The organism is Halomonas bluephagenesis, from assembly GCF_054790765.1.
Genome location: NZ_CP133631.1, coordinates 3,056,626 through 3,071,496 on the forward strand (window position 1 = coordinate 3,056,626; position 14,871 = coordinate 3,071,496).

At 54.8% G+C, this 14,871-nt stretch carries 12 protein-coding genes and 1 pseudogene; 5 read left to right on the top strand and 8 right to left on the bottom strand.

Translation table 11 applies throughout. From position 1 onward, the window contains the following. Positions 1–77: 77 nt before the first annotated feature. From REH51_RS13830 to REH51_RS13840, 3 genes are all read right to left on the bottom strand, one after another. The gene (locus REH51_RS13830; protein ID WP_009722425.1) at positions 78–209 is read right to left on the bottom strand and encodes a putative transporter small subunit; all 132 of its coding nucleotides are present in this window, start codon (positions 207–209) and stop codon (positions 78–80) included. 72 nt (positions 210–281) lie between these two features. After that, positions 282–1,934: a sodium:solute symporter family protein gene (locus REH51_RS13835; RefSeq protein ID WP_498936094.1), complete on the bottom strand. Its 1,653-nt coding sequence runs from the start codon at positions 1,932–1,934 to the stop codon at positions 282–284. Positions 1,935–2,265: 331 nt separating this feature from the next. Further along, positions 2,266–2,988: a CDP-alcohol phosphatidyltransferase family protein gene (locus REH51_RS13840; RefSeq protein WP_009722427.1), complete on the bottom strand. Its 723-nt coding sequence runs from the start codon at positions 2,986–2,988 to the stop codon at positions 2,266–2,268. Between the two features lie 212 nt (positions 2,989–3,200). Here REH51_RS13840 and REH51_RS13845 point away from each other — a divergent pair, with 212 nt between their 5' ends. The 4 genes and pseudogenes from REH51_RS13845 to REH51_RS13860 form a co-directional block, all read left to right on the top strand. After that, the gene (locus tag REH51_RS13845; protein WP_009722428.1) at positions 3,201–4,190 is read left to right on the top strand and encodes a zinc-dependent alcohol dehydrogenase; all 990 of its coding nucleotides are present in this window, start codon (positions 3,201–3,203) and stop codon (positions 4,188–4,190) included. Positions 4,191–4,267: 77 nt separating this feature from the next. Next, positions 4,268–4,666 carry a 6-pyruvoyl trahydropterin synthase family protein gene (locus REH51_RS13850; RefSeq protein WP_009722429.1) on the top strand — a complete coding sequence of 133 codons (399 nt, stop codon included), beginning with the start codon at positions 4,268–4,270 and terminating at the stop codon, positions 4,664–4,666. Next, on the top strand, positions 4,663–6,645 hold the full coding sequence (locus REH51_RS13855; protein WP_009722430.1) for a glycosyltransferase: 1,983 nt from the start codon (positions 4,663–4,665) through the stop codon (positions 6,643–6,645). The genes REH51_RS13850 and REH51_RS13855 overlap by 4 nt, the downstream gene beginning before the upstream one ends. Positions 6,646–6,649: 4 nt before the next feature. Beyond that, positions 6,650–7,516, top strand: a pseudogene (locus tag REH51_RS13860) (lysylphosphatidylglycerol synthase transmembrane domain-containing protein); the annotation flags it as partial. A gap of 93 nt (positions 7,517–7,609) precedes the next feature. Here REH51_RS13860 and REH51_RS13865 read toward each other — a convergent pair. Next, positions 7,610–8,467, bottom strand: coding sequence for a RibD family protein (locus REH51_RS13865; RefSeq protein WP_313769749.1), 858 nt, complete (start codon positions 8,465–8,467; stop codon positions 7,610–7,612). Positions 8,468–8,531: 64 nt separating this feature from the next. Here REH51_RS13865 and ribA point away from each other — a divergent pair, with 64 nt between their 5' ends. Next, positions 8,532–9,638: a GTP cyclohydrolase II RibA gene (ribA, locus tag REH51_RS13870; RefSeq protein ID WP_009722432.1), complete on the top strand. Its 1,107-nt coding sequence runs from the start codon at positions 8,532–8,534 to the stop codon at positions 9,636–9,638. Here the strand turns inward: ribA and REH51_RS13875 are convergent. The 4 genes from REH51_RS13875 to REH51_RS13890 are packed head-to-tail and all read right to left on the bottom strand — an operon-like array spanning position 9,635 to position 14,756. Beyond that, entirely contained in the window at positions 9,635–10,423 is a 789-nt protein-coding gene (locus tag REH51_RS13875; protein ID WP_498936096.1) for a creatininase family protein, read from the bottom strand. The two genes, ribA and REH51_RS13875, sit on opposite strands and share 4 nt — an antisense overlap. Before the next feature lie 49 nt (positions 10,424–10,472). Further along, positions 10,473–11,255: an FkbM family methyltransferase gene (locus tag REH51_RS13880; protein WP_009722434.1), complete on the bottom strand. Its 783-nt coding sequence runs from the start codon at positions 11,253–11,255 to the stop codon at positions 10,473–10,475. Beyond that, positions 11,255–13,234 (bottom strand): glucans biosynthesis glucosyltransferase MdoH, encoded by a 1,980-nt coding sequence (gene mdoH, locus REH51_RS13885; RefSeq protein WP_009722435.1) that lies wholly within the window; start codon positions 13,232–13,234, stop codon positions 11,255–11,257. The genes REH51_RS13880 and mdoH overlap by 1 nt, the downstream gene beginning before the upstream one ends. Further along, complete coding sequence (locus REH51_RS13890; RefSeq protein ID WP_009722436.1) at positions 13,227–14,756, bottom strand: OpgD/OpgG family glucan biosynthesis protein; 1,530 nt, start codon at positions 14,754–14,756, stop codon at positions 13,227–13,229. The genes mdoH and REH51_RS13890 overlap by 8 nt, the downstream gene beginning before the upstream one ends. Between the last annotated feature and the right edge of the window lie 115 nt (positions 14,757–14,871).

Genomic DNA, 14,871 nt, shown 5'->3' on the forward strand with positions numbered 1-14,871 from the left:
TCCTGTTGTTATGCTGCTCTGACATCCCACTGCCATCGCAGTTCGTGGATCAATCCAACAAGGTTTGAACGTGGCGCTTACACCAGCTCGCGTTTCTCGCGCTTGGCAACGCGTATGTCTTTGATGGTGGCAATGCCGATAACCGCGAAAATAGCCAGTGAGATCAACGGCCAGATAAGGACATATAACGCCAATATAAAAGTTTGCATGTGCTTTCCTGTTAGTTGGCTGGTGCGCGATAGCACACCAGCCCTTGAAGTGACTCTAGCGCCACGCTGGGCTTACCGTTGAGCGGCAGGCTTGGCTGGGTCGTAGTTGATCACTTTCTGATCGATCTGCGAGAAGTCGAACTTGCTCGAACTCATCAGGCTGACTGCTACGCAAACAAGGGTGCTAACGCCGTAGGCCATTAATGAGGCTAGCAGTACTGTGTACTCACGTAGGAAGCCAATGCTGAAGTAGGCCAGTACAATGGCGCTGAGCGCGCCGACGATCACACCGCCCCTACGCCCGCAGAAGCCAAATGCCATCAGGCCGAGCACCACGCCACCGCCCACGGCGGCGAGTAGCTCAAACAGCCCCGCGACCACACTGACCATAGGCACTAATTCGAAGCGTGCGATGCAGAACATCACTAGGCCTGCAATTACAGCCGAGGTAAACGCCGTGTTGGTGACTCGATCCCAGAAACAGCTGGCGATGACCGGGAACACAATAGCCCCCCAAAGTGCGCCAACGAAGACCAGCATAATCAGAATATCCATCGAGAAACTGGCGAGAATCACCCCGATCAGTGTTGCGACAATCATCGTCAACCTACCAATAAATAGCTTTTTGGTCGGGTCAGGTTTGTTTTTAGCGATGTTTTTACCATACACATCGGCCATCACAATCGCGGACATAGCGGAAAGGTCTGAGTCAGCGGTAGAGGAGAGCGAGCCAATTACTAGAATAAAGAATAGTCCGATAAATACCGGCGAGAGGTACATCGACACCATTTGCGGGATCAGGTTGTTCATGTCACCACCGATGGGCTCCATACCGGTCATTAGTGCCATTAAGCCAATCATGCCTAGGCCAATAACAATCGCACCGTAACCAATGGTCGCGGTGATAAAGGTCGGTTTGATATGGTCTTCACGCACAGCGAATAGCCGCTGGGAGATGGTTTGGTTGCCAATCGCGTAGGCGAGCACCGCAACAAAGAAAGGTGCGCCTTGATTGAGAATTGCATCCATCGAGAACAGATTTGCCTGCTCTGGGGTGAGTAGGCTCATGCCATCCGATAGTGTCTGTGGGCCGCCGAGGGCAAACATCACCGCTGGAATAATTAGAATGGCGACAGCCATCATTGCCATCAGTTGGGCAAAGTCGGTGAGTACCGACGCGCGGAAACCCGACCACAGCGTATAAGAGAGCACCCCGACCCCCCCGATCACGACGCCCGCCTGGAAAGACAGTGGTGAGAGTACCGAGACCAGCGCACCAGACGCTGTGAAGTTAACCATCAAGCTGATAATGCTGCCCAGAATGTTGGAGGAGGCCAGGATTAGCTGACTTGAAGCGCCATGGCGAGCATGGATAAGTTCTCCCAGGGTGTGTGCGTTCGGGGCCAGTTTGCGAAAACGACGCCCAAAGGGGTAGATGAACAGAATCATCAGTGCGCCCCATAGCCCGTAATGTAAAGGGCCAGAAATGCCGTAGGTATAACCCGAGGTGGCGGCACCGTAGAATGAAGCTGCCCAGATCCAGGTAGCGGTCATACTGGCTGCGCCCAGACCAAAGCCAATCTGATGATTGGACACCATGAAGGCGTCGGTATTTTCCTTTTTCTTTTTGATCAGTAACGTCAGTAGGTACGTGCCGCCGTAAAAGGCCAACAGTAAGGCGATCACCGTTAGTGTCGAGAATTGATAGAAATTTTCTTCGTTCATTGAATACCCATAGGCTTTGCAGCCCTAGCATCCTAAATGGCAACCACAGTTCTCTTGACGGGGTGGCCGCGACAGGACGTAAGCAAAAAACAGAACATCTTTCTAGGTATGTCTGTAGCGAGAGGTGGCAGCGGTTGGCAGCCTGGTCGTGCACGTGTCAGGCGTTGGAGACGCCTTAAATAGAGGGGCCGAATTAACGCAAACAGTGAGCTTAAATAAAGCGCACATGGGGTCGATCCGGATGGCTACCCTACTCCCTTAAGCGCGAACAGTACAGGTTGAGGCCCGTTGTGAGGCCAGTGGATGACGGGAACTGGTCTTGATAGAGCAATTAATGGTGCTGCTTAAACAGCCACCACACATCGAAGCCAAATGAGTAGCTGAGTGTGACTAACGCACTCAGTGCGAGCAGGCTGGCAGCAAGAGGAGAGGTGAGTGGCGTTAACGCCAGCAGCAATGCGACGACCTGCCACACGCACACTGCTTTACGGCGGAAGCTGTCAAAGAGCGGTGCTTTTAACCACGGAAAAGGCCAGCTGGCGGCGATGAACAAATAACGCATGCCGCCAATGAGTAGTACCCAAGCGCCTAGATGTTCGCTCTGCAATAAGCCTATACAAAGTATCAGGATTAATACCGCATCCAGTTCCATATCAAAGCGCGCCCCGAACGGGGTATGAGTCTTTGTGCGTCTGGCAATCCAGCCATCCACACCGTCCAGTAACAGCGCGATAACAGCGACCGCTAGCCATAGCCAAATCGCGTTGGTAAAAGCATTCGCTGCCAGCGCCCCTGCCACGATGGCGACGAGTACGCCGCGCCCAAGCGTTACTCGGTTTGCCCAACCGAGCGGGCCATGGGGCCAAAAACTTACCACCAGTGCGCCCATCACGACGTAGAAGCCAGCTGCCAACCACCAGTTTGCAGCGCTGGCGACTAATCCCGGCAGCATTGCGCCCAAGCCTACTAGCAATAAGCTAGCCAACGCTATCTCAGCCAAGGTGTAGACACGCTTGGGCAAAGAGACGCTGGAGGTGTTGGAGAAAGAGGACATGCTTACTCGCAAAGCGGCGCGATGGCCCGCGGTTGAATTAAAGTGTGCAAATTATTTTCTATGTACCATTCTTGTATAAGAAGGAAAGGTTGTCCATGATGTAGAAACATTTGTTTTTAATCATCCTCGCGTTTACATGGGTTAAGCAACCACCTCGCTTTCTACGCTACGCTGTAAGGATGGATGAAGCGCTTAAACCATAAGGAAATGTCATGTTACCGCCTGATACCGCTACGGCTTTTTGGGTGACTCGCCCTATGTATGGTGAGCTAAAGCAGGAGCCACTAGCGTCACCCGCTGAAAATGAGGTGCGGGTTCGTGCCCTTTACAGCGGTGTTAGCCGCGGGACTGAATCGCTCGTATTTAATGCGCGGGTGCCGGAAAGTGAATATTCGCGTATGCGTGCCCCCTTTCAAGCAGGGGAGTTTCCTACTCCTGTGAAATATGGCTACTGCAGCATTGGCTATGTGGAGCAAGGGCCAGATTATTTATTCGATAAAACCGTCTTTTGCCTTTACCCCCATCAGGACTACTACGTCGTGCCTGTCGGCGCTGTTTTGCCGCTTCCCGACGACGTACCCGCTTACCGTGCCGTGTTAACCGCCAATATGGAAACTGCCATTAACGGCGTGTGGGATGCTAACCCCATGCTTGGCGAACGTGTGTGTGTGGTGGGGGCTGGCGTTGTCGGTGCGCTGGTGGCGTATCTATGTGCGCAAATTCCTGGTGTGGAAGTCCATCTGGTCGACATTAACCCTGAGCGAGAAGCTCTGGCAGCGCATTTAGGTATTCCTTTCTGTACGCCAGAACAGGCCCCCACGGACCAAGACTGCGTGATTCATGCTAGCGGCCAGCCAGATGGCCTGAGGCTGGCTATGGGCTTGTTGGGCAATGAAGGCCGCGTGATTGAAATGAGCTGGTTTGGCGAAGGCGACGTGTCGCTGCCGCTCGGTGGCGCTTTTCACTCCCAGCGTTTAACGCTTAGCGCCAGCCAGGTTGGGCAACTGCCTGCCAAGTTACAGCCGCGCTGGAATTATCGCCGCCGTTTAGCGCTCGCTTTACGCTTACTCACCGACCAGCGATTAGATGCACTGATCAGCGGTGAGAGCGATTTTGCCGATTTTCCAACGCTGGCACCTGCTCTGTTTGGGCCAGGTAGCACAGCGCTTTGTCATCGAATTCGTTATCCATTGCCCGCTTAATTAATGCGGCTTAATTAAGTACGAATTAGTTAGAACGACCTGGCTTTGAAGGTCTTATTAATACGACAGGAGTGTCTATGTACCGTTTATGCGTTCGTGACCATTTCATGATTGCCCACAGTTTTAATGGGGAAATATTTGGCCCTGCCCAACGCACCCACGGCGCCACCTATGTAGTAGACGTGGTGTTTCAGCGCCCTGAACTTGACCAGGATGGTCTAGTGATTGATATCGGTTTGGCTAGTGAGACGGTTAAAGAGGTGCTGGCGGATTACAACTATCGCAACCTTGATGAGGTGAGCGAATTTAGCGGTAAAAACACCACCACGGAATTTATGGCCAAGGTGATTTTTGACCAGCTGGCGGCTGCCATCAAAGCAGGAAAAATGGGTACCACCGCTCAGGGGCTGACGCACATGGAGATCAAGCTGCATGAATCTCATGTGGCGTGGGCAAGCTATGAAGGGGCGCTATGAGTCAGCCATTCACCTTGATAGTGGCTGGCGATCCAGACCAGCGTACCGGTGGGTATATTTATGATGCCCATATTGTCGCTGCACTGCGCGAGCGTGGGCTGGTTATCAATGTGGTGGGGGTGTCTGGGCGTTTTCCTGATGCCGATGATGAGGCCGCCCAGTCGCTCGCCGATACGCTTTCCGCGTTGCAGAATCATGCGCGGGTCATTATCGACGGTCTGGCCATGGGGGCGCTGCCAGAGGTAGTGGCTGTCCACGCTGAGCGCCTGGATATCACAGCGCTGCTGCATCATCCGTTGGGCGATGAGCAGGGCTTGAATGAGATGGAACAGCAGCGTTTTCACCGTAGTGAATTACGTGGGCTGGCGCACGTGAATAGAGTGATCGTGACCAGTCGCTTTACTGAGCGTCGCGTAAAGGCATTGGCGGAACAGTACGCGCTGCCATTTAGTGCCTCTATCACTGTGGTGGAGCCTGGGGTTGAACATGCCCCTGTCAGCTCTGCAGCGCAGCCCGACGAGCCTATACGTCTGTTATGCGTGGCAACGCTTACCCCGCGTAAAGGGCAGGATATTTTGGTGCAAGCCTTGGCGGGTGTTGAGAGGGGGCATTGGCGATGCGACTGCTTTGGCGGTGCTCGTGATGCTGCATTTACGGATCGCGTTCAAACGCTGATCGACAACCATCAGCTTGGCGATGGGGTAACGCTTCACGGCGAATGTGATGCCGCAACCCTGGAAGCCGCTTATCAAAACGCTCATGCACTGGTGTTGCCTTCTTGGTATGAAGGTTACGGCATGGTGGTCACTGAAGCGCTAGCCCATGGCTTGCCCGTTATCACCACCACCGGCGGTGCGCTGCGGGATACCTTGCCCAAAGGGGCTGGCATCAGCGTAGCGCCGGGGGATGTTGAGGCGCTATCGAGTGCGCTGGCGGCTTTCTGCCATGATGAGACACTACGCACTGAACTACGTGCAGGTGCCGCCGCTGCGCGTGCCTGCTTGGGCAACTGGCAGGCTGCAGGAAAGGCGTTTGCCGAGGCGCTGCAGCAATCTTCGACATTGTCGGCGGGAAGCCAATTTGCAGCGGATTGGTTATCGCTGCGTGAAACCGTCGATGCCCGCTCGCGCAGCCAAGCGCTGGTGGATGCGTTAGCGAGATGGTTATCAGAAAATCAGCGGAGAGCCGAGCTATCTAAGTCAGAAGAGCTCGCGCCGCGAGTAGAAGCTTCCTCGCCAGTGATACTGGCGGATTTAGGCTGTGGACGTGGTAGTAATAGCCAGTTTCTTGCGCCTCGCTTGCACGATGCCCAGCGCTGGATGCTGATTGACCATGATTCTGCCTTACTTAATGAAGCCTACTCGCGAACCAGCCAATTGAACACGGGTAAAGGTGAAACGCTCCAGGTGGAAACTCACTGCGCTTCTCTCGCACACCTTGATCACCCAGCACTTACGCACTGCGACGTAGTGACGGCATCTGCGCTGATCGATTTAGTATCTCAAGAGTGGATTGATGCCTTGGCTGCACAGTGTGCTAAACATCGGCAAGCGCTTCTTATCACTCTAAGCATTACCGGCGAATGGTACTTTACCAATGCCCAGCAGCAACCTCTGAACGACCCTGACGATCGTTGGGTCAGCGAGCTGTTCAACGCGCACCAGCGTCGGGATAAGGGCTTAGGCGATGCATTAGGCGGCGATGCCCACGGCGCGCTAGCCAAAGCGATGGCTCACTACGGTTATCGTGTTATTGAGGCTGAAACACCATGGCGATTGGCGGCGAGTAAGCTGGCGCAGTACCCCTTAATGTGCGCGTTAGTTGAAGGATGGGCGAGCGCTGCTACCGAACAGGCTCCAGAGGCGGCGTCACGGATTGCCCAGTGGCGTGATGAACGCCTGCGTAATGTGGCCGAAGGCGAGGTTGGTATTTGGGTAGGCCACCGCGACTTGCTGGCGCTACCAGCGGACGAGGGCTAATCCCATGCGACTCTGGCGCTGGCTGAGAACCCCATGGGTGCAAAAAGGGTTAGTGAGCTTAGGGCTGCTGGCCGCTGTTGCCCTGTGGGTAGAGCCAGACGCGGTGATGGCAGAAGTGCAGCGCTTTGCGCCGGGCTGGATGGCTCTGGCGCTGTTGATCAGTGTGCTGCAAGTGATGCTGAGTGCGTGGCGTTGGCAGTTGACGGCAGGCTTAATCGACGTGCCGTTGCGCTACCGTTATGCACTGCGGGAATACTACTTAGCATTATTGGTTAACCAACTTTTACCAGGTGGCGTGTTGGGTGATGCAGGTCGTGCCCATCGCCATGCTCGTCAGTCTTCTTCAAAGGGTAGTGCTTGGCGTGCGGTGGTGATTGAGCGTGCTTCTGGGCAGTTGGCGATTGCGCTTTACACACTGATCGCCTTGTTCACGTCGCCACTCTGGCTAACGGCTCTGGGTTTTAGTGGCTTGATGGTAGTGGTGGGCGTAGTGGGTATCGTGATGGTGGCCGGTGTGACGCTGATGGTCTGGCTGCGACGCTCGGCGGTGACGCTACCCACTTGGTGCGCTGCATTAGGGCAGGATATGCGTCGCGGGCTACTGCAGCGTGACGTATGGCCACGGCAACTGATCTCTTCTTTTTCTATCGTGCTTAGCTATGGCCTAGTAATGGTCTGTGCGGCTCGGGCAATCGGTGTGGAACTGGCAGCGTTAGATGTCTTGGCGCTGGCACCGGTATTGCTGCTTGCCATGCTGGTGCCCCTTTCGATTGCCGGATGGGGGGTGCGGGAAGGCGCCGCCGCAGGCATTTGGATGTTTGTTGGCTTGCCTTCGGCGCAAGGTGTGGCGATATCACTGGCTTATGGTGTGTTAGTGCTGATTTCTAGCCTGCCAGGCATTTGGGTGGCGCTGGCCTCGCGAACACGCGCTACGCCGTCCAGTTCTCCGCCATGCAGTTCTCCGTCAGGCAGTGCGCCCGCTCAGCACTACGTCGAAGAGCGTGTCGTCCCCGCACCGGAAAGATCGCATCGTAGGACGCAGCGCACTCTCAAGGGTGTCGATGGGCGTCATTTGCAACCCAGGCCTGCCGGAACCGATCAGCAGCGGCGCGACCAGCAAATGCAGGCGGTCAACCGCATTTGCTTCAATGAACTGCGAAACAGTAACGCCGCCGCCTTCTACCAATACCCGAGTCAGGCCACGGTTCGCCAGCAAGGCAATAACGTCGGCGGGGCGGAACTGACCATTGATATCCAGCGGCAACACGCAGTGTTCGGCCGTCGTTTGCGCCACCGTTGCCTCTGGCCCGGTGAGATGCAGAGTGGGTGCGGTAGGCGTGGTGAACAGCGCCAAATCAGCTGGTACGCGCCCTCGTGGGTCAATCACCACTCGGGTAGGGTGCTTGCCCGTTACGTGGCGTACCGTGAGTTGGGGGTTATCAGCACTCGCCGTGCCCGCTCCGATCACTACGGCATCTGCCAGCGCACGCAGTCGGTGCAGGTGCACCAAACTTTCAACGCCATTGATGTAGTGGGAATGACCGCTTTCCGTAGCAATGCGTCCATCCAGGCTCTGTCCCAGCTGGGCAACCACCCAGCTCGAATGACGCATCAGTGGCAGCAAACACGTCAACAGCTCCTGCGCGGCGCTTGTTACCGAGTCAGGGGAGTGCCAGCTGCCGTGAGTATCCAGCGTAATAGTGACGTCACTTCTGATGCCCTGCTGAGTGTCCAACAACCATGCCCACGCTTGGTCGGTATCGATCGTCACTTCATTGGTGCTAGGCATGGTATCTCCACTCAAAAAACAGAAACTCATCATGCGGGGCCATGTTGCCCGACGCAAGCAAACGTTGTCCGCCCCAACAGGCAACTTGGAGGCCTACATGTATCACATTGAACGCGCTATTTTCGATATTCGCCGTGGATTGCCCGTGGTGATTAATACCGGAGAGCAACGCCTGTTGGTACAGGCACTTGAAGGCAGTGTATCGGTCAGTTCACTGGCGAAACTTTCTGGCTCGCGACCTGCGCTGGTATTAACGCGTCATCGCCTGGAAGCAATGGGCATGACGCTTAAGGCGGATGCCGCTTGCTTACCGCTCACTGAGCAAATCAGTGAGCGTGATCTGCACCATCTTGCCGTGTCCCATGAAGCGTCGAAGATGTCCCACTCACTGTTAAGCGGCCTGAAGCCAGCAGGCGTAGGGGAGCGAGGCGCTGTGGCACTGATGCGTCGCGCGTTGTTGATACCGGCTGCGCTGTGCGCTGAGGTCAGTGCGGCATCCGCCGACCATATTGCTCAGCAGTTATCAAAAGGTGAACTGTTAGAGGTTAATGCCCGCGATGCTGAGAAGTGTTTAGCCGGCGCGCCGGGGATGCTAAAGCGCGTGAGTGAGGCGCGTATTCCGCTTGAAGAAGCACCCGAGAGTCGCTTCGTGCTGTTTCGCGAACCCGATGGCCTGCGAGAGCATGTGGCCGTGGTGATTGGCGATCTGGATGCCATCCCAGGTGCGGTTCCTTTGCGTATGCACTCGGCTTGTCTAACCGGTGACTTGTTTGGCAGCCTGCGCTGCGACTGCGGTGAGCAGCTACGTAACGCGGTGGCCGATATTCAAGCCATGGGCGGTGGTGTGTTGCTTTATTTAGCACAAGAAGGGCGGGGAATTGGCTTAGCCAATAAACTGCGCGCCTACACGCTGCAAGATGGTGGTTTAGATACGGTAGACGCCGACCAAGTGCTGGGGTTTGGCGAGGATGAGCGTCAGTACGCTGTCGCGGTTGATATGCTCAATGCACTTGAGGTAGATAAGGTTCAGCTACTGACCAACAACCCATTGAAAATGGCAGCCCTACGTGAAGGCGGGATTGAGGTCGTCTCACGTCAGGCGCTCTATGGCAGTGTGACTGATCACAATCACCGCTACCTAAGCGCCAAAGCAAGCCGGGCAGGGCACTTCCTAGACGAAGTGCTTGAAGGTCGTGGGCGTTAATTTGATGTTTTACGTGTGATAAGCGGCGGCAGGGGGGCGGTTTCGGCCACCACCTGCGCTAACTGAGTGGCGTAGTGCCTTACTAACCGTTCACCTAATGCTTTATGAGCATCCGTTGCATCACCGGCAACGCCGAACGTACTCAAGTCCTCGGCAAGCCAGGCAAACGCGGCGCTACCTTCTGGGCTCACTAGTGCGTCACCTTTAGGCATTGCCGGTGGTGTGGGCTGGTAGCTGTCGAGCTGCACAAATTCAGGTGCTAAATGCAGCATGATGGCGGTTTCCAGCAGTCCGCCATGCAACCCGTAGCGCAGCTCATCGGCATTGATAGCACCTTCCAGTGGCGGGAGGCGTGTATAAGTGGCTTTCACTACGCGCATTGCAAATTGCTTGCGTAGTGTCAGCGCGGCAAGGTCCATCACGGCTTTATTGCCGCCGTGGCTATTAATCAACACCAGCTTTTTTATACCTGCCTGGGCAATGCTTTCGCCGTAAGCCTCTAATGTCGCGATGGCGAGTGGAGCGGGTAGGCTGAGTGTTCCTGGGAAGTTGGCGTGCTCGTCGCTCGCGCCTACGGCAATCGCTGGCAGGCATAACACATCAAGCGCTGGGTCGATGATGTCCAGCATGGCGGCTTGTAACCCTTCACCAATCATCAGGTCGGTGCCTAACGGCAAGTGCGTACCGTGCTGCTCAATTGCCCCCAGGGTGATCACTGCAACTGGATCACCTTCGGCAATCGAGGCGAGTTGGGGAGCGGTGAGGGTTTGCCAGTGATAAATCATGCAGGTTCTCTTGTTTTAAAAGCTGTGTTTGGAAATAGATTTTGAAGAATTATGCGGATGCGTTTAACAGCGGATGGTCGGCACGGCAGGCGTAGAGATCCCCTGAGGCCATGCCTTCAACGCCATCGTTAAGCCACTGGGTAATGGTTTCAGGGGTTTGCCAGGTTGCCCAGCGAAAGTGGCGCTGCTCACCGGCAATTGCATTGAAGCGGTAGTCACCAAGGCGGCACAGCTGTTCAACGCAGGCATGGCTGGCCTCTAACACGCCTGCAACAAATTCCACTGAAAGCGCTGCGACGGGGTGATTAAGTCCCATTAGTACCTCTGCTTCAAACCCTTCAACATCAATTTTTATAAAGCTTGGTTCGCCGTAAGTGGCGATCAGTTGATCCAGTGTGGTGACTTCCACTCTTAGCTGCTGTTCCCATTGCACGTGCTGAAAGCCAGGGTTGCGTTCGCCCACCTGATGACGCCACTCGGTCGCTAGGGTAGAGAGGGTCGGGTTACTAACACTGATAGCGATATCCGCATGGCCGGGCTGCGGTCCAGCGGCCAGTGGTAGGAGCGTAATGTTCGGCCGATTGAGTATCCGTTTAAACCATTTGGCCAGTGCTGGCTGTGGCTCTAATGCCACTACCTTAGCACCTAGCGCGTGGAAGGCGGCACTACGGTCGCCTAAGTGAGCGCCAATATCAAAAGCGATATCGCCCGGCTGAATAAACGGACGATATAACTGCTTTAGGCCCCTTTGCCTTCCTGGCCGCCAGTAAATAAACAGTGAACGCGCCATACCGCTGGCACTGCGGAGCCGATCAAAAAAAGCAGAAGGCATTAGTAAGGCTCCTTAACGGATGGTGCATGTTCAGTTGCTGTTTGAGCGTGATAGCGAAACGATTGGCAGGGCATATCGCCTGGCTGTTCTTGGGGAAGCGCTAGAGAAAGTGTTAGCGACGGGTTAGATAAGGTGGTACTGGAGTGATGACTGTGGCTTTCTAACGCGGCAAAGTCCTCCAAAAGAGGTGGTTGTTGTGCTGAACTCGGCGTTTGCAGTAAGCCGAACTTGCGGCTAATGACGCTTCCCCAGGTGGCACTGCTGGAATATTTCACCAACGGAGCGGCTCCAATCAGCCCCAGCCATGCGGGTGTTAGCCAGCCAAACGCGGAGGGTGAAAAGTGCATCATCGTGCCTGCCCAGGCAATGCCACACAACGTCATCCATCCTGTGTGGTGCCATGTCTCTCGCCAACTGAGCGAACGCTCCCCACGATGCTGAGTTTGCCAGTCAATGGCCCGGCCAATCAGCACGTTGATGATAAATAAGCTGTGCCACGCCATCATCAGCGGCGCAATCAGAGCGGCAAACAGAATTTCCAATAACGTGCTGGTGACAAGCTTGAGTCGCCCGCCATACGCATGGGGGCATTGCCAGAACGTCAGTAACAGACCCAGTAGCTTGGGCGCAATCAGCATGCCCAGCGTTACGCTTAACAGCCCCAGAGAGAGGGCTTCAGGCAACGGCGGGGTTGACGTGGTCTCAATGGCTTGATAACCCACCATGAGGCTGGTGCAGAGTAGCAGCCCAAGCCAAACAAGCGAAGAAAGGTAGGCAAACGCGCCTAATAAAAAGTGTAGTCGACTAATCGGGTGGAACCCTGCGCCGGTGAGTAAGCGTAAGTGCTGTAGATTGCCCTGTAGCCAGCGGCGATCACGCTTGGCAAAGTCGAGCATGTTGCTGGGCATGGCTTCAAAGCTGTTGTGTGACGCGCTAGCGTAAGGGTTGTGACGAGATACGGCGGTTGTCGCAGAGGTATCCAGTAACACCTGCCAGCCACCTCGTTTCAGGAGAGCCGCTTCGACGAAGTCATGACTTAGCAACTCTCCCCCTAAAGGGGGCTTGCCTGAAAGCGTCGGTAGCCCCGCATGGGCCATGAAAGCGCGTGTACGAATGATCGCATTATGCCCCCAGTAATTCGCCGCATCGCCCTGCCAAAAACTTTGGCCTGCCGCTAGCATGGGGCTGTAAAGTGCCGAGGCTAGCTGGGTAAAACGACCAAATAGCGTACGTTGGCCAACGGGGATAGGCACTGTTTGGATAAGTCCTACGCTTGGCTGGCGCTGCATTCGGTGTACCAAATGCAGCAGCGTTGCGCCACTCATTAAGCTGTCGGCATCAAGCACTACAATGTAGTCATAGCGGCGGCCCCAGCGGCGACAAAACTCTGCAATATTGCCTGCTTTTCGGCCATCATTATTAGGGCGTCGCCGATAATGAATGGCTATCTGTCCGGCAAGGCGCTGTTGCAAGGCAGCCACATGGGCCGCTTCGATGTCTGCCATGGCCGACTCTTGGGTATCGCTCAACACAAACACTTCAAAGTATTTGTTGATAGCACTGGGTGTTCCTGCACCATACGCTTCTGCTTGCTGGAGAAGTGAACGACACGTTGCTTCTAGCCCCGCAATGGTAGGGATAGGAGGTTCTGCATAAATAGGCATTACGAGTGCGGTGCGGCTGACTAGCAGGCTGGCATTGGGGTTCACAATGGCTTGGCGACGTAAGCTGAGTGGGTCGCGACGTAGCGCACAAAGCACAAAGCCACACAGTGCTCCCCAGAAAGCCAGCGCTATCCAAGTAAACGTTAATGCAAAGAGTATCAACATGATGATTTGCCAACCAATGGCAAGGTTGGCAACTACCTTCGCCATCACGATACAGCCACCGATGCTGGTGGCTAACACCGTAAAAGCAAGGAAGGCTCGGCGACCGTTAAGCCAGGGCATCGAAGGCCGCAACGCGTGGAGATCAGGCATCGGGATACCACACGTAATTCCAGGTTTCAGTTACGGGCTCTCCTTTCATCATCAGGCGCAGCCGGATATCACTGGGCTCGCTGCCGGGGGGCAATCGGAAAGTAGCCCGTCGCCCGTTGTTGGGGAGTGTTTTGACTTGAGGTAGTAATGCCTCACTATTTTGCACGCTAATGTCCAGCTCGATTGGCTCGCTTGATGTCAGGTCATCCAGTTTGCCGCCCTGGAAATCTACGATGAATTGGCGCTGATCAGCAGAGGGGGAGTCGGCCTCGCCTGGAACCGCTGCGCTTCCATGGCGGGTGCGCACAACCTTGCCCAGTAAATTAGCCTCGGGCTGTTCATTGAGCGTAAACGTTCGATAGTGAAGGTGGCGTGATTCGCCAGCAGTGAGCGCCTCCTCGGCCACCCAGTAAGCCACAATGTTATCGTGGGTTTCATCTGGCGTGGGGATTTCGACTAGCTCTACATGTCCTGGGCCCCAATCCTCCAGTGGCTCGACCCACTGGCTGGGGCGGCGGTGGTAGTGTGCTTCAAGGTCTAGGTAGCGGCCAAAGTCCCGCTCCCGTTGCATTAAACCAAACCCATTGGGTGCATCATCTATAAACGCTGATACGCGTACGGATGAGGGATTTTGCAACGGCCGCCAAATCCACTCGTCGGCTCCCGTGTGTATTAGCAAACCATCAGAATCATGTACCTGAGGGCGAAAGTCATCAGGTCGTTCGGTGCTGGCTTCCCCAAAAGTGAACATGCTGGTGAGCGGTGCAACCCCTAGCTTTTCTATATCAGAACGTGCAAACAGCGTTGCTTCTACATCTGCCTTGGTGCTCTCGCCCGGTGTTAACGTAATGCGGTAAGCGCCGCTTAGCGACGGGCTATCCATGAGTGCGAGAAGCGTAATGCTGTCAGAATTTTCATCCGGCTTATAAAGCCAGAATTCGCGAAATTTAGGGAACTCTTCACCACTGGCTAACGCAGTATCAATCGCAAGCCCGCGGGTAGAAAGGCCGTAGGCTTGGTCGTGTCCTACTAGACGGAAGTAGCTTGCGCCAAGAAAAACAGCAAATTCATCGGCATAATCATCATTATTGATAGGGTAATGCAGCCTAAAGCCTGCATGACCGCTGCCTGTTAAATCATGCTCTAACAAGCGGTTGGCATCACCATCGTACTGAAAGTCATCTGCCGAGAAAGAGAGTGGTTCAACGTCACCGTTCTCGATCACATTAATAGCGACGGGTGTTTGAAATATAAATCCGCTGTGAAATAGCTGCATACTGAGAGGGCTTTCATCGCGCCAGTAGGCTCGCTCGGGTTTGAAACGGATTTCTCGATACAGGTCATAGTCCAACGACTTCAAAGCGCTGGGAAGCGACTCATTTGGCGCTTGGTAAGGCGCATCGGCTAGCGTCTGAGCGCGCTCAATGACGTGGTCAAAAACATCGTCATCGTTAGCAACCGCGCAAAAGGCGATCAGGCAGTTAAATGACAACATCCATTTTGCAGCAGTACGAACACTCATGGGCGAGTTCCTTTCGATTGCATGCCAACGTGGTAACCATAAAATCAGTATATGAAATATCTCAACAAAAGTTATACCATGCGGTCTATTGGTATATGATTTTTATGGTCGTGTG